General features: G+C 43.8%; 20 protein-coding genes. 6 read left to right on the top strand and 14 right to left on the bottom strand.

The window, feature by feature from the left end; all coding sequences use genetic code 11:
* The first annotated feature begins 2 nt into the window (after positions 1-2).
* Both QV280_RS01895 and QV280_RS01890 read left to right on the top strand, forming a co-directional pair.
* Complete coding sequence (locus QV280_RS01895) at positions 3-593, top strand: phosphoheptose isomerase (protein WP_023402602.1); 591 nt, start codon at positions 3-5, stop codon at positions 591-593.
* Between the two features lie 28 nt (positions 594-621).
* Positions 622-1,407, top strand: coding sequence for a BON domain-containing protein (locus QV280_RS01890; RefSeq protein WP_152821336.1), 786 nt, complete (start codon positions 622-624; stop codon positions 1,405-1,407).
* A gap of 88 nt (positions 1,408-1,495) precedes the next feature.
* On the opposite strand, the gene sspB is transcribed toward QV280_RS01890, so the two are convergent.
* From sspB to zapE, 8 genes are all read right to left on the bottom strand, one after another.
* Positions 1,496-1,990, bottom strand: coding sequence for a ClpXP protease specificity-enhancing factor (gene sspB / locus QV280_RS01885; RefSeq protein WP_023402600.1), 495 nt, complete (start codon positions 1,988-1,990; stop codon positions 1,496-1,498).
* Positions 1,990-2,625 carry a stringent starvation protein SspA gene (gene sspA / locus QV280_RS01880; protein ID WP_021714369.1) on the bottom strand — a complete coding sequence of 212 codons (636 nt, stop codon included), beginning with the start codon at positions 2,623-2,625 and terminating at the stop codon, positions 1,990-1,992. The genes sspB and sspA overlap by 1 nt, the downstream gene beginning before the upstream one ends.
* Positions 2,626-2,709: 84 nt before the next feature.
* Entirely contained in the window at positions 2,710-3,447 is a 738-nt protein-coding gene (locus tag QV280_RS01875) for a cytochrome c1 (protein WP_023402599.1), read from the bottom strand.
* Positions 3,447-4,709, bottom strand: coding sequence for a cytochrome b (locus QV280_RS01870; RefSeq protein ID WP_023402598.1), 1,263 nt, complete (start codon positions 4,707-4,709; stop codon positions 3,447-3,449). The genes QV280_RS01875 and QV280_RS01870 overlap by 1 nt, the downstream gene beginning before the upstream one ends.
* On the bottom strand, positions 4,709-5,299 hold the full coding sequence (gene petA / locus QV280_RS01865) for a ubiquinol-cytochrome c reductase iron-sulfur subunit (protein ID WP_039969944.1): 591 nt from the start codon (positions 5,297-5,299) through the stop codon (positions 4,709-4,711). Before petA ends, QV280_RS01870 begins: the two co-directional genes overlap by 1 nt.
* Positions 5,300-5,641: 342 nt before the next feature.
* Positions 5,642-6,034, bottom strand: coding sequence for a 30S ribosomal protein S9 (gene rpsI, locus QV280_RS01860; protein WP_017026825.1), 393 nt, complete (start codon positions 6,032-6,034; stop codon positions 5,642-5,644).
* Positions 6,035-6,049: 15 nt separating this feature from the next.
* The gene (gene rplM / locus QV280_RS01855) at positions 6,050-6,478 is read right to left on the bottom strand and encodes a 50S ribosomal protein L13 (protein WP_021714364.1); all 429 of its coding nucleotides are present in this window, start codon (positions 6,476-6,478) and stop codon (positions 6,050-6,052) included.
* Positions 6,479-6,743: 265 nt separating this feature from the next.
* Entirely contained in the window at positions 6,744-7,856 is a 1,113-nt protein-coding gene (gene zapE, locus QV280_RS01850; protein WP_023402596.1) for a cell division protein ZapE, read from the bottom strand.
* A gap of 119 nt (positions 7,857-7,975) precedes the next feature.
* Between zapE and zapG the strand changes: the two genes are divergently transcribed.
* The 3 genes from zapG (at position 7,976) to degS (ending at position 11,088) form a co-directional block, all read left to right on the top strand.
* Entirely contained in the window at positions 7,976-8,410 is a 435-nt protein-coding gene (gene zapG / locus QV280_RS01845) for a Z-ring associated protein ZapG (protein WP_023402595.1), read from the top strand.
* A 115-nt stretch (positions 8,411-8,525) separates the two neighbouring features.
* Positions 8,526-9,896: a DegQ family serine endoprotease gene (locus QV280_RS01840; RefSeq protein WP_152821497.1), complete on the top strand. Its 1,371-nt coding sequence runs from the start codon at positions 8,526-8,528 to the stop codon at positions 9,894-9,896.
* 103 nt (positions 9,897-9,999) lie between these two features.
* Positions 10,000-11,088, top strand: coding sequence for an outer membrane-stress sensor serine endopeptidase DegS (gene degS / locus QV280_RS01835; RefSeq protein ID WP_023402593.1), 1,089 nt, complete (start codon positions 10,000-10,002; stop codon positions 11,086-11,088).
* Positions 11,089-11,183: 95 nt separating this feature from the next.
* On the opposite strand, the gene parC is transcribed toward degS, so the two are convergent.
* The 6 genes from parC to nudF form a co-directional block, all read right to left on the bottom strand.
* Positions 11,184-13,436 (bottom strand): DNA topoisomerase IV subunit A, encoded by a 2,253-nt coding sequence (gene parC, locus QV280_RS01830; RefSeq protein ID WP_152821339.1) that lies wholly within the window; start codon positions 13,434-13,436, stop codon positions 11,184-11,186.
* A gap of 2 nt (positions 13,437-13,438) precedes the next feature.
* Positions 13,439-15,319 carry a DNA topoisomerase IV subunit B gene (parE, locus tag QV280_RS01825; protein WP_152821341.1) on the bottom strand — a complete coding sequence of 627 codons (1,881 nt, stop codon included), beginning with the start codon at positions 15,317-15,319 and terminating at the stop codon, positions 13,439-13,441.
* A gap of 263 nt (positions 15,320-15,582) precedes the next feature.
* On the bottom strand, positions 15,583-16,176 hold the full coding sequence (gene yqiA, locus QV280_RS01820; RefSeq protein WP_152821343.1) for an esterase YqiA: 594 nt from the start codon (positions 16,174-16,176) through the stop codon (positions 15,583-15,585).
* Complete coding sequence (gene cpdA / locus QV280_RS01815; RefSeq protein WP_367869598.1) at positions 16,177-16,995, bottom strand: 3',5'-cyclic-AMP phosphodiesterase; 819 nt, start codon at positions 16,993-16,995, stop codon at positions 16,177-16,179.
* A 34-nt stretch (positions 16,996-17,029) separates the two neighbouring features.
* On the bottom strand, positions 17,030-17,470 hold the full coding sequence (locus tag QV280_RS01810; protein ID WP_152821345.1) for a DUF1249 family protein: 441 nt from the start codon (positions 17,468-17,470) through the stop codon (positions 17,030-17,032).
* Positions 17,449-18,087, bottom strand: a complete 639-nt coding sequence (gene nudF, locus QV280_RS01805) for an ADP-ribose diphosphatase (RefSeq protein ID WP_023402587.1) — start codon at positions 18,085-18,087, stop codon at positions 17,449-17,451. The genes QV280_RS01810 and nudF overlap by 22 nt, the downstream gene beginning before the upstream one ends.
* A 267-nt stretch (positions 18,088-18,354) precedes the next feature.
* Between nudF and tolC the strand changes: the two genes are divergently transcribed.
* Positions 18,355-19,695 (top strand): outer membrane channel protein TolC, encoded by a 1,341-nt coding sequence (gene tolC / locus QV280_RS01800; RefSeq protein ID WP_152821347.1) that lies wholly within the window; start codon positions 18,355-18,357, stop codon positions 19,693-19,695.
* Positions 19,696-19,809: the final 114 nt, after the last annotated feature.

Genomic DNA, 19,809 nt, shown 5'->3' with positions numbered 1-19,809 from the left:
ATATGCACGAGAGCATAAAAGCGAGCTTTACTGAAAGCATACAAATTCAAATCGCAGCCGCAGAAGAATTGCCTGATGCTATTACTCATGCTGCGCAAGCTATGGTTAGCACTCTACTGAACGGTAAGAAAATTCTTTGTTGTGGTAACGGAGGCTCAAGCGCCAACTCACAACAGTTTGCCGCTAGCCTATTAAATCGATTTGAAACGGAACGACCGAGCCTGCCAGCAATGACATTAGGGGCAGACATGACTACCTTAACCGCGATTGCCAACGACTATCACTACCAAGAAGTGTTTTCAAAGCAAGTTCGAGCTATCGGTCAACAAGGCGATATTTTGCTTGCTCTATCCACCAGTGGTAACAGCAAAAACATCATTAAAGCCATGGAAGCGGCGGTAACAAGAGACATGACTATCATTGCCCTTACCGGTAAAGATGGCGGCGAAATGGCAGGCCTACTTGGTGAACATGACGTAGAAATTCGTATCCCTTCCAATAGAACGGCACGCATTCATGAAATGCATATGCTGACATTGCACTGTCTATGTGACCTTATCGATCAAGTATTATTCCCCGAACACGTTGAGTAATATTTTATACCAGTGAGGATCTCCATCCATGTTGTACACTCGGAAACCCTTTTTATACACCATCACTTTGATGGCATGTTTGATGACCGCTGGCTGCTCAAATATGTTGGTCAGCGATGCCTCAGTCGTCACTGACAATCGTTCTGCTCGTGAAGTGTGGGATGATAACAATATTGAATTTGAAGCAGCCGCCCTAGGCAATAAAGCCCCTTTTGCAGGTAAAGTTCGCGTAGCCGCAAATTCATTTAGAGGCAAAGTCGTTTTGATAGGACAAGCCCCTACCGAAGAACTGCAACAACAGATCGGCAAGCGTGTTGCTGATATACCAGGTGTCAAAAAGGTGTATAACCAACTGCGCATTCAACCGACCATTAATTTATCGCAAATGAGCCAAGATAGTTGGATCACGACCAAGGTAAAATCGGCACTACTCAGTGAAAGTAAGCTGAGAGGCATCTCGATTAAGGTTGTGACAGAAAATCGCGAAGTGTTTTTATTTGGCTATGTTGACCCTAAAAGTGCTGATATCGCTACCGAAACAGCGCGCAATGTAAGCGGTGTAAAATTGGTTATTCGCGGCTTTGAAATCGCCGATGTGGCAACCACGACTAATGATGTGAAAAATGCACCGACTTCAAGCATAGCTGCGCCTACGACGGAAGCTAGCTCTCAAGAGAACGAGGTTCAAGGGAATAAGGCTCAAGATGACAGTTCAACTCAAGATGGCACCATCGCAGAAGATGATGCGGTAATGGGCGGTGATGTGATCATTGATCGGACTGATGATATCGTTGAAGAACCCGTCGCAGAATAAAGCTGGACGGATAAAAAACAAAAGGAGCCAAACGGCTCCTTTTTATTATTCTTGAAGATGAGTCAATCATCAACAGCTAACGATAGGTCTATTTCACCACACGTAAGCTTGGACGCCCTTTCGGTCTAGGCGGTTCGTCATCAGGTTCAGGTGATGTTTCATCATCAACCACAACTTCTTCTGTATCTTCTACTACAGAAAACGAATCAGCAGGTGCTAGATGTGTCTCTTCAGCCTCAATATTGCTATTTTCGTAAGCTTCTTCAGGTTCAAACATCGTCCCTGCGCCATTCTCACGAGCATAAATAGCTTGTACTGCATAAATCGGAACGATAACTGAATGCGGACGGCCACCGAAACGAGCATGAAACGTTAATGCTTCATTACCAATTTCTAAGTTACCTACCGCACGAGGAGCGACATTTAAGATGATTTGACCATCTTGAATGTACTCTTCAGGAACACGAACACCCGGCATATTGGCGTCAACCACCAAATGAGGAGTGAGATCGTTTTCTGCCAACCAATCATAAAATGCACGAAGCAAATAAGGTCGGCGTGGAGTCATTGTTGAAATATCCATTAACGAACTAGACGCATCTCACGCTCAGCTTCAGTAAGAGAAGCTAGGAATGAATCACGTTCAAATACGCGGTTCATGTAGATCTTAAGCTCTTTTGAACCAGGACCTGTTAGCTCGATACCAAATGTCGGTAGACGCCACAATAGTGGAGCAAGGTAACAATCGATCAAGCTAAAGTCTTCACTCATGAAGTACTCGCTTTCAGCAAATAGAGGACCCAACATTAGAAGATCGTTGCGCAGTTTTTGACGAGCTTTTTCTTGTTCTTCACCTGTAGTAGAGATAATTTTCTCTGCTACGCTGTACCAGTTACGTTGAATACGGTACATCATCAGACGATTTTTACCACGATCAACTGGGTAAACTGGCATCAAAGGTGGATGAGGAAAACGCTCATCTAGATATTCCATAATAATCTTTGAATCATAAAGAGTCAGTTCACGATCCACTAAGGTCGGAACAGATTTGTATGGGTTCAATTCTACAAGTTCAGCAGGTAAATTCGCTTCGTCGACTAGCTCAACTTCAACAGCTACGCCTTTCTCAGCCAAAACGATACGTACCTGATGGCTAGCCATATCAGTAGCACTTGAGAATAGAGTCATCACAGAACGTTTATTGGCAGCTACAGCCATGAGCCCTCCGGTATTGTAAATTTAAATATAAGAATGGAGGCGACATGCCTCCATTTCAGAAATCAGCGTTACATCGTATCACAATTAGTGAATATCACGCCAATATTCTTTATATAGTAGGTAGCCAACTGCGGTGAAAATTGTTAAGAACAGTAATACCCAGATACCTAAGTTTTCACGTTCAACTTGCACAGGGTCGCCCGCATACTCAAGGAAGTTCACTAAGTCACGAACTGTATCATCGTATTCGCTTTGACTTAACTCTCCCGTCGCATCCGCTTTCACACCCACAACTACTTGCTGCTCTTGACCATCAATCATATGAGTTTCAAAAACAGGTTGTGGCACGCCTTGCAACTCTTGCAGAACATGAGGCATACCCACGCTCGGGAAGATCACATTGTTTACGCCAAATGGACGACTTGGATCTTCATAGAATGAACGTAAGTAAGTGTACAACCAATCCACACCGCGTACGCGCGCCGTTAGCGTCAAATCTGGTGGTGCTACGCCAAACCATTTTGCGGCATCTTCAGCGGGCATGTTGTTGACCATTAAGTCCCCAACGACCGCTTCAGAATCGAACATCAGGTTTTCACGCATCAGATCAATTGGAATATCCAGATCAGTGGCGACACGCTCATAACGTTGATACTGCGTTGAATGACAGGCAAAACAGTAGTTCATATACGTCTGAGCACCGCGCTGCAAAGACTCTTTGTCTCGAATATCATTGTTTGCTTTATCGAGAGCAAAGTTTCCGCCTGCTGCGAATCCAAGAGCCGGCACTAGCGCAAATAATAATATGAATAACTTTTTCATTATTTGGTGATCCTTGTCGGTAGCGTCTTAGTCTTTTCATTCTTGCTGTAGATAAACAACACTACGAAGAACATGAAGTAACCCAGACTGAACAAACGAGATAGATTCGTATACAACTCTGTCGCTGGCAGCGTACCTAGCACACCAAGACCGATAAATGAGATCGTAAATTGGATCAAGTTGATCAAATGCACACGGCTTCTATAGCGGAATGAACGCACATTACAACGGTCAATCCAAGGCAACAAGAACAGCACCACAATCGAACCACCAAAGAAGACAAAACCGATCAACTTGTCAGGAATTGCACGTAAAATGGCGTAGTTTGGAGAGAAATACCAAACTGGAGCAATATGTTCCGGCGTTTTAAGTGGGTTCGCAACTTCAAAGTTAGGCGGCTCAAGGAAGAAACCTCCCATGGCAGGTGCGTAGAACAAGACATAGCTAAAGAACAGCAAGAACACACCCACATAGAATAGATCTTTCACCGTTCCGTAAGGGTGGAATGGCATTGAATCTATAATGTCGTATTTCTTGGTGTAGTCTTCGTGGAATTTAAATTCCGACTCGTAATCATCACCCATAGTGCCTTTTGGCAACTTAGTATCAATACCATCTGGGTTGTTTGAGCCCACTTCGTGCAACGCCAAAATATGCAGTGCTACTAGCAGTAGCAATACGATAGGCAACGCAATAACGTGCAGAGCAAAGAAGCGGTTTAGGGTTGCGCCAGAGATAACATAGTCACCACGAATCCACAGCGTTAGATCATCACCAATCACTGGAATTGCGCCAAATAAGCCAATGATTACCTGAGCACCCCAGTATGACATTTGTCCCCAAGGAAGCATGTAACCCATGAAGGCTTCAGCCATCAGCACCACAAACAACAACATGCCAAATAGCCAAACTAGCTCACGCGGCTTCTGGTAAGACCCATAAATAAGGCCACGGTACATATGCAGATAAACGACAATGAAGAAGAAAGATGCGCCAGTTGAGTGCATGTAGCGAAGCAACCAACCATACTCCACATCACGCATGATGTATTCAACAGAAGCAAACGCGCCTTCTGCTGATGGCACATAGTTCATGGTAAGCCAAATGCCAGTCACAATCTGGTTAACCAACACCAACATCGCCAAAGCACCGAAGATATACCAAAAGTTTGAGTTCTTTGGTTGAGGGTACTCTGACATGTGTTTACGATAGGTATTCATAGCTGGAATGCGTTTTTCAACCCAGCCTAATAAAGCCTCCATTATGCCTCTCCTTCGTCTTCGCCGATTATAATTAGATTGTCATCCATATACATATGTGGCGGCACTGCTAGGTTATAAGGCGCAGGTACACCTTGGAAAACACGTCCTGCCATATCAAATTTTGAACCGTGACATGGGCAGAAGAAACCTGATTTAACACCACTAACTTGCTCGCTAAACGTATTTGGAAGATAAGTTGGTGAGCACCCTAAGTGCGTACACAAACCTACAGCGATAAAGATTTCAGGCTTCAAGGAACGATAAATATTTTGTGCGTAAGAAGGTTGTTGTTCCTCTACTGAATCAGGATCACGCAGTTGTTCGGTGAGTTGATCAAGTTCGTCTAATGTAGCCTGTCCACGCTTAACAACCCAAACCGGTTGTCCACGCCAGATGACTCGGGCCATTTGCCCTTCTTCTAATTTACTGATATCGAATTCAACCGGAGCGCCAGCTGATTTAGCTCTAGCACTTGGATTCCAGGATTTGATAAAGGGTACAGCGACAGCTGCGGCTCCTAATCCACCTACCACGGCCGTGGTGGCGGTTAGAAACTTGCGACGTCCATTATTTAGTGGCGCATTGCTCATCCAACATTCTCCCATTTGCTCCTTTGGATAGAATTACCCCTGCAACAGAGCACGGCTTTAAAAAGTAAAACTTTGATTCTATTTTTGTGGGGGAAATGATAAAGAAAACACCACTTTAAGACAAGATAAAGCTACCTTTTTACAACATCTCTGAAGCAAATCAGAGCATAGGTCACAAAAGAGGTAAAGTTGAAACATCTTGTTAGCGGGATACGAAGGTGATACTAAACGGAATGAAATTTTTGCGGGGCTAGAAAAACAAAAAGCCCGGTATAATACCGAGCTTTTTTGACACAATTCCAACTCGAAAGTTGGAGCATTGCCCTTTCTGTAAAAGAAAGATTAACGCTTCGAGAACTGTGGTTTACGACGTGCTTTACGTAGACCAACTTTCTTACGTTCAACTTGACGTGCGTCACGTGTAACGTATCCAGCAGCTCGTAGAGCAGGACGTAGAGTTTCATCGTATTCCATAAGAGCACGAGTAATGCCGTGACGGATAGCGCCAGCTTGACCAGAAATACCACCACCAGAAACAGTGATGTAAAGGTCTAGCTTGTCTAACATTTCAACTAGCTCAAGTGGTTGACGAACAACCATACGAGAAGTTTCACGACCAAAGTAAACATCAAGGCTACGCTTGTTGATTACGATGTTACCAGCACCCGGTTTGATGAAAACACGAGCAGCTGAGCTTTTGCGGCGACCAGTGCCGTAGTATTGATTCTCTGCCATTTCCATATTCCCCGATTAGATGTCTAGTACTTGTGGTTGTTGAGCAGCATGGTTGTGCTCAGCGCCAGCGTATACTTTTAGCTTACGGTACATTGCGCGGCCTAGAGGACCACGTGGTAACATACCTTTAACAGCTAGTTCGATAACCATTTCTGGTTTCTTATCGATCAACTTTTCAAAAGTGATAGATTTAAGACCACCTGGGAATTCAGAGTGACGGTAATACACTTTACCTTTAGCCTTGTTACCAGTTACAGCAACTTTCTCAGCGTTAACAACGATGATGTAATCACCAGTGTCACAATGAGGAGTGTATTCAGCTTTATGCTTACCGCGTAGGCGAGAAGCGATTTCACTTGCAAGACGACCTAGAGTTTTACCTTCAGCGTCTACAACATACCAGTCACGTTTTACAGTTTCTGGTTTAGCAACGAATGTTTTCATGCTAATAATAACCCGTTAATTTGAAATTAAACTAATAAGGAGCGGTTGCTCCCACTGTCTAAGAGCCCAGTCATCACCCCTTCGAGTGGTGGCACTCTTTGGCAAATTTTTAATAATAAAAATCACCAGCAGTAACGGTGGGTCGCAGGATTATACCGAAGCGGAGCAAAAACGCAATCCTATTCGACAGGTTTTTGAGCGTTTTTTCACCGGCGATACTCTAATATAAGCCTACTACGGGCATTCAAGTTATAGGCAATGGCACTTAAGCTAAATGCTCTTGTGATAGATAATCACTGCTTTGCATTTCTGTTAGGCGAGATTCACAACGCTGGAACTCAAATTCTAATCGTCCTCCCGCATACAGCTCAGTCAACGCCACCGCGGCGGTAATAATAAGACAGACTTTTCTCTCGTAAAATTCATCCACCAATGCAATAAATCGTCTGGCAGCATCATCATTAGCACCATTCATCTGTGGCACATCCGATAATAGGACGGTGTGGTATTCATGGGATAGCTCAATATAATCATTTTGGCTTCGCGCGGTTTGGCACAACTGAGTAAAGCTGGCCATCAATACGCCATTGTGCGCATTAATCACATCTAGCTGTCTATGATTCACTTCGATGCATCGCACCGTTTCCGCGCCTTCGGCTGTGGCCGTACTTAATGACTCAAAGTAACGGTTTAGATTTTGCTTAGCCTTAGCATCACAAGGATAATGATACAGCTCCGCTTGTTGCAGCGTTCGCATTCTAAAGTCATTGTCGCTATCGAGCTCAAACACTTGGCAGTGCGTTTCTATCAACTCAATGGCGGGTAAAAAACGAGCTCGTTGCAAGCCATTGCGATACAACAGATGCGGCGGAATATTCGAGGTGGCCACTAAAATGATATTGCGAGCAAACAGCGCCTGAAACAAGGTGCCAAGCAGCATGGCATCGGTAATGTCCGACACAAAAAACTCATCAAAACAAATGACATCCGCTTCGCTCTTAAATTTATCGGCCACTAACTGCAATGGGTCCGCTTGTTGCTCTAACTGTTTAAGCTCATCGTGCACCCGATGCATAAATCGATGAAAGTGCATTCGCATCTTGCGTTGATTTGGATATAAGTCATAAAAGCTGTCCATGAGGTAAGTTTTGCCTCGCCCCACCCCGCCCCATATATACAGCCCTTTAGGTGAAGTCACCGGCTCGGCTTTATTAAACCAACTGCGCCAACCTTTTATAGGAGCTGTCTTTGAAGTTTGAGTAAATTCTGTCAGTCGTACGTACAAGTCATTAAATTCTTGAACTGCCCTATGCTGTTTAGGGTCAAACTGAAATCCGTGGTGCTTGATATCGTGCTGATATTTTTCTAAAGGCGTCATTTTGGGTGATGAACTCAATTAGATTCTTTATTGGATAAGGTTCTCATAGTAACATGAGGTATGTTTCGGTGTAAGAACACAGTAACTAGATTGTTAACAGATTAACAAAAGGAAATACTATGCCTTGGATTTATGCGATCATCAGTCTATTCGTTGGGATCATCATTGGAGTGATTATTTCTCGTATCACTACGCCTCAATACAAAAAACAAAAAGAACTACAAAAAGCACTTGAGACTTCAAAGTTTGCATTAGAGCAACAACGACAAGACATCAATGACCACTTTTCAGAGTCAGCTCAGCTACTGGAAAATATGGGGAAAGAGTATCGTAAGTTGTATGAACACATGGCAAATACATCAAATGATTTGCTGCCTAACCTACCCACTCAAGACAACCCGTTTGCAAAACACATTGAAGCAAAAGATAAAAAAGAAGATGACAGCACATCAACCAATGTACCACCGAAAGACTACGCTAACGGAGCTACTGGGATGTTAAAAGACGAGAAGAAAGAAATTCTAGATGCCCCTGAAGCAATTAGAGCGTCTTAATTAAGCCTTTTCAAAAGCTTAAGTCTATATCGAATTTCTAGATATCACTCTAGATATGGAACTTGCTCGTTTTTTTTATGTCTCAAACTTCAGTATCAACTAAACGGAGTTAATGATGAAAAGACCTTTGCTTGCTTTATCTGTTGTAGCCTTAAGCTTAAGCTCAATCATCACACCGCTGCACGCCAGTGCAGCTCTACCTTTAAAGGTAGATAATCATGAATTGCCTAGTCTTGCACCTATGCTTGAACAGGTGTCTCCTGCTGTTGTGAGCATTGCAGTAGAAGGTACTCAAGTCTCTACACAGCAGATCCCTGATAGTTTTCGCTTCTTTTTTGGCGACCAACTTCCAGCCGAACAAGCTCAAGAGCGCCCATTTAGAGGGCTTGGCTCAGGGGTAATCATCGACGCTGATAAAGGACGTATTGTCACTAACTATCACGTCATCAATGGTGCCGACACCATTAAAGTGCAGCTTACCGATGGCCGTGAATATGACGCTGAGCTTATCGGCGGCGACAAAATGTCAGACATTGCGCTGTTAAAACTCACCAAAAAAGTGAAAGGCTTGTCACAAGTCACCTTTGCGGACTCTGACACCCTGCGAGTTGGCGACTTTACCGTTGCCATAGGTAATCCATTTGGTCTAGGTCAAACCGTCACATCGGGCATTGTATCCGCTCTAGGACGCAGTGGACTAAACCTAGATAACCTTGAAAACTTCATCCAAACTGATGCCGCTATTAACAGTGGTAACTCTGGTGGCGCTTTAGTGAACCTAAACGGTGAGCTCATTGGTATCAACACTGCCATTTTAGGTCCAAATGGGGGCAATATCGGTATTGGTTTTGCCATTCCATCCAATATGATTCGCAACCTTACCGATCAAATCATTGAATTTGGTGAGGTGAAACGAGGCATGCTTGGCGTACAAGGTGGAGAAATCACCACAGAGCTTGCTGAAGCTCTTGGTTACGAGTCAAATCACGGTGCATTCGTCAATCAAGTGATGCCGGATAGCGCAGCGGATAAAGCTGGCCTACAAGCAGGCGATGTTATCGTTAGTGTCAACGGCAAACGCATAGATACCTTTAGTGAACTTCGCGCTAAAGTGGCCACGTTAGGCGCAGGCAAAAAAGTGACTCTTGGGGTTATTCGCGATGGCGATACCAAGAAATTTGATGTTACTTTAGGTGAGTCTCCGACGCAGCAGACTAAAGCTGAACAGCTTCATGCTGGACTAAAAGGCGCGGCTTTAACCAATACCACTAAAGCGGATGCCTACCAAGGCGTTAAAGTCACTTCGGTTGCCGAAAACTCGCCAGCAGCCTCTTATCAAATAGAGCAAGGCGATATCATTATTGGGGTCAACCGCCAGCCTGTAGCGAACCTTGGAGAGTTCCGAGCAATTGCTGAAAAACAGGACGGTATCCTTGCGCTACACATTCAGCGCGGCAATAGAAAAGTGGTAGTGGTTGTTCGCTAGAGCAAACCATTAATACCTTAAGGGAAGCTTAGCGGGCTTCCCTTTTCCTTCACTAAAATTGAGTGTTATGCTTTGCGCTAACACATCATTTATTGAGACCATCATGCTGAGATTCTTATTACGATCTGTTCTACTTGGATTGCTCGCTGCGGCTTTAGTTATTGTTGTGGTTCCTAGTCTGCGTAGTAAAGTAATTCCGACTTCAACTCAGCAAAGTCAAAGCGAAAACTCCCCTAGCCCTATGTCTTTCAATAAGGCGGTAAGGCGAGCTGCGCCTGCAGTGGTCAATATCTACAGTCGCCAATACTCAGAAGAAGATCGCAGCAAGCTAAAAACACAAGGTTTAGGTTCTGGAGTGATCGTAAGCGATAAAGGCTACATCATTACCAATTACCATGTGGTGGCAAGTGCCGATCAAGTTATTGTAGCGCTACAAGACGGTCGCGTCGCCAGTGCTCAATTGATAGGGCAAGATCGCCGCACCGATATTGCGGTACTGCAAATATCGATGTCGGATCTTCCGGTTATTCCACTCAACCCTAACTATTCAGCAAAAGTCGGTGATGTCGTATTAGCCATTGGCAACCCATATAACCTAGGGCAAACCACCACTTTTGGCATTATCTCGGCAACGGGACGTTCTTCCATCAGTAATGATGGACGTCAGGCCTTCATTCAAACTGACGCAGCAATCAATGAAGGGAACTCTGGGGGAGCTTTAGTTAACTCTAAAGGAGAGCTTGTTGGTATTAATACCGCCTCTTTTCAGCAAGCAACGGATTTAGAAACCTACGGCATTTCGTTTGCCATTCCACAAAAACTGGTGTGGAAAATCATGAACAAAATTATTGCTGATGGGCGAGTCATTCGTGGCTATATCGGGGTCGATGGGCAAGATATTAGTTCGATGACCAATCGCCTTTTAGCTGGCAACTTTAATGGTGGCATTATTGTGCTAGGCGTTGAGCCTGGAGGCCCGGCAGATGTTGGCGGAATAAAGCCACAAGACATCATAGTTAAAATTGGCGATATGGTGGCTGATAACCGTCAAAACGTCATGGATGCCATCACCGATGCTCGCCCTGGTTCTAAAGTGAATATCATGATCGTAAGAGACGGCAAACAAAAACAACTGACGATTAAGATCGGAGAAGATAATCGACACTTAACCCACAATCAGGGTGCTCGATAATCGCCACAAGAATATCCCCAACACAATGATTCATATATAATAAAACGGCCTGCAAATGATTTGCAGGCCGTTTTTATAACTTATCAAAGCTGAACTTACTCGTTGCTTTGCACTTCAATAGCAGTGACGCGCTGTAGACCACGTGGCAACATAGCGCCGCGACGTCCTCGCTCACCTCTAAAGTTATCCAAATCACTTGGTTTCAAGCCTAACTTACGTTTGCCTGCGTACAAGGTCACTGTGGCATTGGCAGGCACCGCTAGCAATTGCGTGACAAACTCTTCACGACTCTTAGCTTTCGCTGAAGGAATATTGATGATCTTATTCCCTTTACCTTTGCTCAGTTGTGGTAAGTCTTTAATGGCAAACATCAGCATACGACCTAAGTTTGTGATCGCAAGGATCTCATCTTGGTCTAACTCTGATATAGGGCTTGGCGTTAAGACTTCAGCACTTTGCGGTAAGTTCACTAACGCTTTACCATTGCGGTTTTTGGAGAGTAAATCGCTACCACGACACACAAATCCGTAACCTGCATCAGAACCAACTAACCATAGTTGTTCATCATCACCCATTAATACCTGACGAATACTGGTACCAGTCGATAGGTTTAAACGGCCGGTAATCGGTTCACCTTGGCTTCTCGCCGATGGCAGAGAATGCGACTCTAATGAGTAACTTCGTCCATCAGAACCTAAGAATATTGCTTGTTGATTACTCTTACCTTTGGCCGAGGTTAAGTATTTATCACCGGACTTATAATTGAGGGTTGATGCGTCTACTTCATGCCCTTTAGCATGACGAATCCAACCTTTCTCAGACAAGACCACCGTAATTGGCTCGTTTGGTAGTAAGTCTTTTTCCGTTAGCGCTCGCGCTTCAGCACGTTCCACTAATGGTGAGCGACGATCATCGCCGTATTTCTCAGCATCGGCTTTGAGTTCTTTCTTCAGCAAGGTGTTTAAACGACGCTCAGAACCTAGTAGCAACTCAAGTTGTTTACGCTCTTTTTCTAGCTCTTCTTGCTCACCACGGATCTTAAATTCTTCCAACTTCGCCAATTGACGCAATTTGGTATCTAAGATGGCATCCGCTTGAATCGCAGAAAGCTCAAAGCGAGACATTAACACCGCTTTCGGGTCGTCTTCAGTACGAATAATCTCAATCACTTCATCAATGTTGAGATACGCTGCTAACAAACCTTCAAGGATATGTAGACGAGCTAAGATTTTATCTAAGCGGAACTGCAAGCGACGGCGAACCGTTGAACGGCGGAACTCAATCCACTCTTTTAGTATTTGAACAAGACCTTTTACCTGCGGACGCTTGTCCAAACCAATCATGTTTAAGTTCACACGATAGTTTTTCTCAAGATCGGTTGAGGCAAATAGGTGGTTCATTAACTGATCGCAATCCACTCGATTTGAGCGAGGTACGATAACAATACGCGTTGGGTTCTCGTGATCGGATTCATCACGCAAATCATCAACCATAGGCAACTTTTTAGCGCGCATTTGGTTGGCGATCTGCTCTAATAACTTAGAACCTGATACTTGGTGCGGTAATGCAGTAATGACCACATCACTGCCTTCTTTATGCCAAACCGCGCGCAGTTTAATACTGCCACGGCCAGTGCGATAAATTTTCTCGATATCCGTTTTTGGGGAAATAATTTCCGCTTCGGTCGGGTAATCTGGGCCTTGCACATATTGCATCACATCCGCTAGCTCAGCTTTCGGATTTTCGATTAACTCAATAGTGGCGTTGGTTACTTCACGGACGTTGTGTGGCGGAATATCCGTTGCCATACCCACTGCGATACCAGTAATACCGTTTAGTAAGATATGAGGCAGACGCGCCGGTAACATTTGAGGCTCTTTCATCGAACCATCAAAGTTAGGTTGCCATTCCACTGTGCCTTGACCTAATTCGCCCAGCAATACCTCAGCAAACTTAGACAGTTTAGATTCGGTATAACGCATTGCAGCAAAAGACTTAGGATCATCAGGAGCACCCCAGTTACCTTGACCGTCTACCAATGGGTAACGGTAGGTAAATGGTTGCGCCATCAGCACCATAGCTTCATAACACGCTGAATCACCGTGTGGGTGATACTTACCAAGTACGTCACCAACGGTACGAGCTGATTTTTTATATTTAGATGAAGCGGATAAACCCAGCTCTGACATCGCATAAATAATGCGGCGCTGTACCGGCTTTAGACCATCACCAATGTAAGGCAATGCACGATCCATGATCACGTACATTGAATAGTTTAAATAGGCGTCTTCGGTAAATTTGCGCAGCGGTAACTGCTCAACGCCATCGTATGTAATCTCGTTCGACATTCTTATACCTCAGCCATATCGCCTTTGTCTTGTAACCAATGACGGCGATCATCTGCACGCTTTTTACCTAATAGCATGTCCATCATTTCCATTGTCTGTTCATCATCATCTATGGTGAGCTGTACTAGACGGCGAGTATTGGGATCCATGGTGGTTTCACGAAGCTGTAATGGGTTCATTTCACCCAGACCTTTGAATCGTTGTACATTGATTTTGGCGCGCTTACTGCTTAAACGTTCGATAACACCATCTTTTTCTTCTTCGTCAAGAGCGTAAAAAACCTCTTTACCGCAATCAATTCTAAACAGTGGCGGCATAGCAACGTACACATGACCTGCCCCTACCAATGAGCGGAAGTGACGCGTAAACAAAGCACAAAGTAAGGTTGCGATATGCAGTCCATCCGAGTCCGCATCCGCTAGGATACAGATCTTACCGTAACGTAAGCCTTCTAGGCTTTCAGTGTCTGGGTCTATCCCCAGAGCGACAGAGATATCATGTACCTCTTGTGAAGCTAACACTTGATCGGCGCTAACTTCCCAAGTGTTCAAAATCTTACCACGCAGTGGCATGATGGCCTGAAACTCACGGTCTCTCGCTTGTTTAGCTGAGCCTCCCGCCGAGTCACCTTCCACCAAGAATAGTTCGGTGCGAGCTAAATCTTGCACGGTACAATCGGTTAATTTACCTGGCAATGCAGGCCCTGAAGCTACTTTTTTACGTACCACTTTTTTGCTGGCGCGCATACGGCGATGAGCGTTTGCAATACACGCCTCTGCCAGTTGCTCGGCAATATGTGGGGTTTCATTCAGCCACAGGCTAAAGGCATCTTTGATGACACCAGAAACAAAAGAAGCACATTGACGAGAAGAGAGTCGCTCTTTGGTTTGTCCGGCAAATTGAGGATCTTGCATTTTGATCGACAATACATAAGAGCAGCGATCAAAAATATCATCACCGGTCAGCTTCACGCCACGCGGTAATAAGTTGCGGAATTCACAAAACTCACGCATCGCATCTAGCAAACCTTGGCGCAAACCGTTTACGTGCGTACCGCCTTGTGAGGTCGGGATTAAGTTCACGTAACTTTCGGTAATTAATTCGCCACCTTCTGGTTGCCAAATAATGGCCCAATCAGCACCTTCAATCTCACTAGAAAACTGACCGGTAAACGGCGTTTCCGGTAAAACTGTGTAACCTTTAACGCCTTCAGCAAGATAGTCTTTGAGACCACTTTCGTAGTACCACTTGTGCTCTTTACCATTGACTTTATCTTGCAAGGTAATTTCGAGCCCAGGACACAGTACGGCTTTGGCACGCAGGTTATTGATCAGCCTTGATACAGAGAAATTCCCTGAATCAAAATATTTAGTGTTTGGCCAAAAGTGCACACTAGTACCGCTGTTGCGTTTACCACAGGTACCAACAACGGAGAGTTCTTCGACCTTATCGCCATTTTCAAAAGCGATTTGATAAACTTGTCCATCACGGCGAACGTTGACTTCAACTCGTTGCGATAGTGCGTTTACAACCGAAATACCCACCCCGTGCAAACCGCCAGAAAATTGGTAATTCTTATTGGAGAATTTACCACCGGCATGCAGCTTACATAAAATAAGTTCCACACCAGAAATCCCCTCTTCAGGGTGAATATCCACAGGCATACCACGCCCGTCATCAATCACTTCGAGTGACTGATCGGCATGTAAGATGACCTGTATTTTGGAAGCATGTCCAGCTAACGCTTCATCGACACTGTTATCAATAACTTCTTGCCCAAGGTGGTTGGGACGTACAGTATCGGTATACATTCCAGGGCGACGGCGGACTGGCTCCAAGCCATTTAAGACTTCTATCGCCCCAGCGTTATATTGTTCAGTCATAATTTGAAAATTTACTCTTGGCGTTGTTAAACATCGCTTCTCATCATTGAGAAATTGGCAATCTTATAGATGCTTAAAATTGTTAAAACGGCAATGGCAGATGAATTGATTCTGGTCGTTAATTAACCGTGATACAACTTGAATGCTTTACATAGTCTGGCGCAGTGGCGGTTATGTCAAGTTTGCACTGATTTCCAGATAAAAAAGCATGACAATTGTGCAGTTATCAAGCAAACATCATGAATTGTAGCGTAAGGTTTACATTAGAGTTGAAGAAACTCCACTATCGCGCTTGGGTAGCGCTCAAACCCTATAAAACTATGATCGCCGTCTTCTTCTACGGTCTGTTTGCACCCTATAAATTTATCTACAGCTTGTCGATAATCGAGGACTTCATCCCCTTTTTGTTGCAACAGCCAAAAATCTGCAGTTTGGCTAATGACTGGAACATCAATGGCTCTTAGTTGCTCAACATGTTCCTGCTTTAGAATGTACTCTTCTTCGGTATAAGGGTTTAGCTGTGGGCCTAAATAATCTTGTAGTAACTCAAAAGGTCTTGCCGCAGGATTAATCAACGCGGCTTTAAAGCCGTATTCTTTATTGAGCCAAGTGGATAGATAGCCCCCCATCGAGCTTCCGACTAAGCCCACTTGATATTCTGCACTGAGTTCATCACATAAAGTGCGCAGGCTTTGAATACATGGCTCTGGATACACAGGCAGCTGCGGAGCTACAAAGCGAATGTCCGGTCTGTGATTTTGGCAAAACTCTCTCATTAGTTGCGCTTTATGCGACTGAGGAGAACTATTAAAGCCGTGCAAATAAAGCAATAAAGAGGGTTTATTGTGCGCTGTCATTTAATAGCCTTGCGCATCAAAATCAGGGACAAAACAGCCCTCATCAAGACGATGCAACTGAGACTCTAAACGCCCATCTTTATGTAGCTGTAGATGACGCCAACCCGGAGGTAGCGAATCTAAAGCAAACTCATGGGTATTGGCCTTAAACTGGATACAAGTTGAAGGGGTTGCGATGACTTTGACGCCATTGCAATCTTGTTCAAAATCTTGATGCACATGTCCGCCCAATACCGCGCGTACATTGCTGTGTTTTTCTATAACATTCCAGAATTGGTCGGCTTTTTGTAGTTTATGCTGATCAAGCCAAGTACTACCAATAGGCAGTGAATTATGGTGTAGCAATACTAAGGTATGTCGTTCTGGATGTTGGCTCAATTTCTCATCAAGCAGATCAAGCTCATGCTGCTCAAGGTAGCCATGGGGTAAACCTTCAACTTGGCTGTTGAGCATAATCAACTGCCAATAGTCTCCAGCAAATACATGCGAGACTTCATTGATTTGCTCAGAAGGCAAGACTTTGCCCATATTCGCCTGCAGATCGTGATTACCCGGTAACCAATAACAAGGTTTCAGCAATTTTTTGATGCCGTTTGCAAAGCGCTTATAAGAGGCGACTGAATGATCTTGAGATATGTCACCGGTAGCGATAATGGCATCAAAAGGTAGGTTGTGCGCGGCAATATCATCCACTACGGCTTGAAAACTCAAGCCAGTATTCACACTTAGCAAACACCCTTCGTCATCAGCGAATAAGTGTGTGTCTGTAATTTGTAGTAATTGGACGGTTTCTTCCGTCACAACTATATGCGGTTCCACAATCAGTCTTTCCAATATTATTTATACGCTGAGCTCATAACAGGGGCTCTCTACTAATTCCCATTTTTAAGCAAAATGTCAGCCAATCTCCAAGAAATTTATTCAGCTGGTGCTTTTCGTCTTTTTGCACCATTTTCTTATTTGGATAATCATGGCGTGCATTTACTATTCTCATTTTTTCACTTGCACATACTTCTGCAACCCTTGCATCGTGATATAGACGTACCGTCATGCTTGGAAGTGGAAAAATGGGATGTATATCACACTGATAAACGTTCACCAAGGTGGTATAGCGTGTAATTTCCAAAATATTAATCTGATAAACTTGATCTTGCACTTGATACGTTCGCTTATCTCCCACCACTGCAGGGCGAGGAAGCAAGGCATTTAATTTAGCATAATTGGTCTCATACAAACGCATAAGACCTGCAAAATCAACATGATATTCAGAATTTACTTTTCTTGGATTAACCATTGTTTTCTCAGTTGTTGATGATTCAACATCAACCACTGAATCGTTATGATAGATGCTGCGTTCTCAATTGTACCATTTTTCACTCGTTCGTAAGCCTCTTCTCTACTTAGAACATGTACGCGGATATCTTCACCTTCCGACTCTAAACCAAAAACACCACCGGATAGCGGTGCTTCTATCTGCCCAACATATAATTCTAGACGTTCAGAGCAACCCCCTGCCGAAGGATAATAACCGCTGATGTGTTGAATGGCTTTCACGGCCAAGCCAGCCTCTTCAACGGACTCACGCTTAGCCACATCAATTGGGTCTTCACCTTCTTTATCCAACATTCCTGCCACAATTTCTAACTGCCATGGCCTTGCATCACCAAGTGCACCAACACGAATCTGTTCCACCATCACCAATTGGTCTGTCACTGGATCGTAAGGCAGCATTGCCACAGCGTGTCCGCGTTCAAATAGCTCTCGCTCTATCTCTTCACTCCACCCCCCGGCAAATAGTCGATGACGAAATGTCACTTGAGTCAGGCTGAAAAAACCCTTAAATAAGGTCTTTTTTTCAATAATTTCAACATCTTTATTGTGGAATGTCGGGTAAGAGCTAGGGTTAGACATAAGCATTCTCTTTACGGGGTGAATGACAAGCTATTTTAAGATATTTAGCTATTATCATGTATAAGATTAATACTACCTGAATAGATAATGAACTGTGTTTTTTTAACAAAAACATGTAACAATAGCCATATTATTGGTTTTTGTAGTACCCTGTACGATACTGTATAGGATGCTGTGTAAAATTGTGTAAAAACAGTTCAAATTCAAACCAATACCTATATTCTAATCAATTAAATATAAATTTAAGTAGCAGGAAGAGTTACGACAATGAAGAAAGCGCTGTCCATCTTTATCTCAGCTTCTCTGTGTGGTCTGTCTGTATCAGCCAGTGCAGAAAATCTAGCTGATGTTTATAATCAAGCGAAAAAGAGTGATCCTCAACTGTTACGTTCAGCGGCCCAACGTGACGCAGCTTTTGAATCGATTACTTCATCACGCAGTTCCTTGCTTCCTCAAATTAACCTAACCGCTTCTTATAACTATGGTGAAGGCTACAAAGGGGCAAAGACTAAGACTAAGACTAAGACTAAGACTAACGCTGTTCAAGCTGGCATTGGCTTAAGCCAAGAGCTTTATCAACGTTCAAGCTGGGTTACTCTTGAAACTACAGAGAAGAAAGCACGCCAAGCAGACTCTGCTTATGCGGCTAAGCAACAAGATCTTATTCTGCGTACCGCTACAGCCTACTTTGAAGTGTTACGAGCAAAAGACAGTTTAGAGTTCGTTCAAGCCGAGAAAAGCGCAGTTGAACGTCAACTCGATCAAGAAAAACAACGTTTTGATGTTGGTCTATCTGCAATCACTAACGTACATGAAGCTCAAGCTGAATACGATAGCGTACTCGCAGAAGAAGTAAGCGCAAAAAACGCTTTAGTAAACAGCTACGAATCACTACGTGAAATCACAGGTACTGGCCACCAGAATCTAGATATCCTAGATATCAAACGTTTCTCTGCTTCTAAATCAGATAAAACGAACGATGCACTTGTTGAACAAGCTCAGGAAGAAAACCTTAGCTTACTGGCAGCTCGTATCAACCAAGATATCGCAAGAGACAACATCCGTTTAGCAAGCTCTGGTCACCTACCATCGCTGACTTTCAATGCTGATGCTGGCTACGGTAATGGTGAAATCAGCGGTACTGATGTTGATGACACTAAATACAACCTAGGCATTAACCTTTCTGTACCATTGTATACGGGTGGCAATGTTAGCTCTCAGGTAAAACAAGCTGAATATGACTATGTTGCAGTGAGTGAAGACTTAGAAGCGTCTTACCGTTCAGTAGTTAAAACGGTACGTGCATCTAACAACAACATTGATGCAACCATAGGTTCTATCCGCGCATTTGAGCAATCTCTAGTTTCTGCAGAGTCTGCACTATCTGCTGTTGAAACAGGCTATGAAGTTGGTTCACGTACAGTGGTTGACGTTTTAGATTTCACTCGTCGAGTGTTTGAAGCAAAACGTAACCTATCTGATGCTCGTTACAACTACATCATCAGCGTACTGCAATTAAAAGAAGCGGTGGGTACATTAAGCGAACAAGATATCTTAGATATCAACGATGGCTTAAAACCTGCACCAGTAGAATCTAAAAACTCTTAATCAGTTTTAGAATAGTAAGTAAAAAGGCTAGTCACTGACTAGCCTTTTTAATGTCTAAATTTTATCTTCGTAACACATTTTCCGAACGAGATACCAAGCTTAATCAATAACCTA

Source organism: Vibrio sp. B1Z05 (assembly GCF_052955985.1).
Note: the sequence above shows the minus strand (reverse complement) of the source record. Positions and strands in the feature narration are given on the sequence as shown.

Excerpts from the sequence above, each read along its gene's own strand:
- sspB (WP_023402600.1), bottom strand. The coding sequence starts at position 1,990 with ATGGATATTTCAACAATGACTCCACGCCGACCTTATTTGCTTCGTGCA.
- parE (WP_152821341.1), bottom strand. The coding sequence starts at position 15,319 with ATGACTGAACAATATAACGCTGGGGCGATAGAAGTCTTAAATGGCTTG.
- parC (WP_152821339.1), bottom strand. The coding sequence starts at position 13,436 with ATGTCGAACGAGATTACATACGATGGCGTTGAGCAGTTACCGCTGCGC.
- QV280_RS01875 (WP_023402599.1), bottom strand. The coding sequence starts at position 3,447 with ATGAAAAAGTTATTCATATTATTATTTGCGCTAGTGCCGGCTCTTGGA.
- nudF (WP_023402587.1), bottom strand. The coding sequence starts at position 18,087 with ATGTCTAACCCTAGCTCTTACCCGACATTCCACAATAAAGATGTTGAA.
- degS (WP_023402593.1), top strand. The coding sequence starts at position 10,000 with ATGCTGAGATTCTTATTACGATCTGTTCTACTTGGATTGCTCGCTGCG.
- zapE (WP_023402596.1), bottom strand. The coding sequence starts at position 7,856 with ATGACGCCTTTAGAAAAATATCAGCACGATATCAAGCACCACGGATTT.
- QV280_RS01895 (WP_023402602.1), top strand. The coding sequence starts at position 3 with ATGCACGAGAGCATAAAAGCGAGCTTTACTGAAAGCATACAAATTCAA.
- QV280_RS01890 (WP_152821336.1), top strand. The coding sequence starts at position 622 with ATGTTGTACACTCGGAAACCCTTTTTATACACCATCACTTTGATGGCA.
- tolC (WP_152821347.1), top strand. The coding sequence starts at position 18,355 with ATGAAGAAAGCGCTGTCCATCTTTATCTCAGCTTCTCTGTGTGGTCTG.
- sspA (WP_021714369.1), bottom strand. The coding sequence starts at position 2,625 with ATGGCTGTAGCTGCCAATAAACGTTCTGTGATGACTCTATTCTCAAGT.
- rpsI (WP_017026825.1), bottom strand. The coding sequence starts at position 6,034 with ATGGCAGAGAATCAATACTACGGCACTGGTCGCCGCAAAAGCTCAGCT.
- zapG (WP_023402595.1), top strand. The coding sequence starts at position 7,976 with ATGCCTTGGATTTATGCGATCATCAGTCTATTCGTTGGGATCATCATT.
- rplM (WP_021714364.1), bottom strand. The coding sequence starts at position 6,478 with ATGAAAACATTCGTTGCTAAACCAGAAACTGTAAAACGTGACTGGTAT.
- petA (WP_039969944.1), bottom strand. The coding sequence starts at position 5,299 with ATGAGCAATGCGCCACTAAATAATGGACGTCGCAAGTTTCTAACCGCC.
- yqiA (WP_152821343.1), bottom strand. The coding sequence starts at position 16,176 with ATGACAGCGCACAATAAACCCTCTTTATTGCTTTATTTGCACGGCTTT.
- QV280_RS01870 (WP_023402598.1), bottom strand. The coding sequence starts at position 4,709 with ATGGAGGCTTTATTAGGCTGGGTTGAAAAACGCATTCCAGCTATGAAT.
- QV280_RS01810 (WP_152821345.1), bottom strand. The coding sequence starts at position 17,470 with ATGGTTAATCCAAGAAAAGTAAATTCTGAATATCATGTTGATTTTGCA.
- QV280_RS01840 (WP_152821497.1), top strand. The coding sequence starts at position 8,526 with ATGAAAAGACCTTTGCTTGCTTTATCTGTTGTAGCCTTAAGCTTAAGC.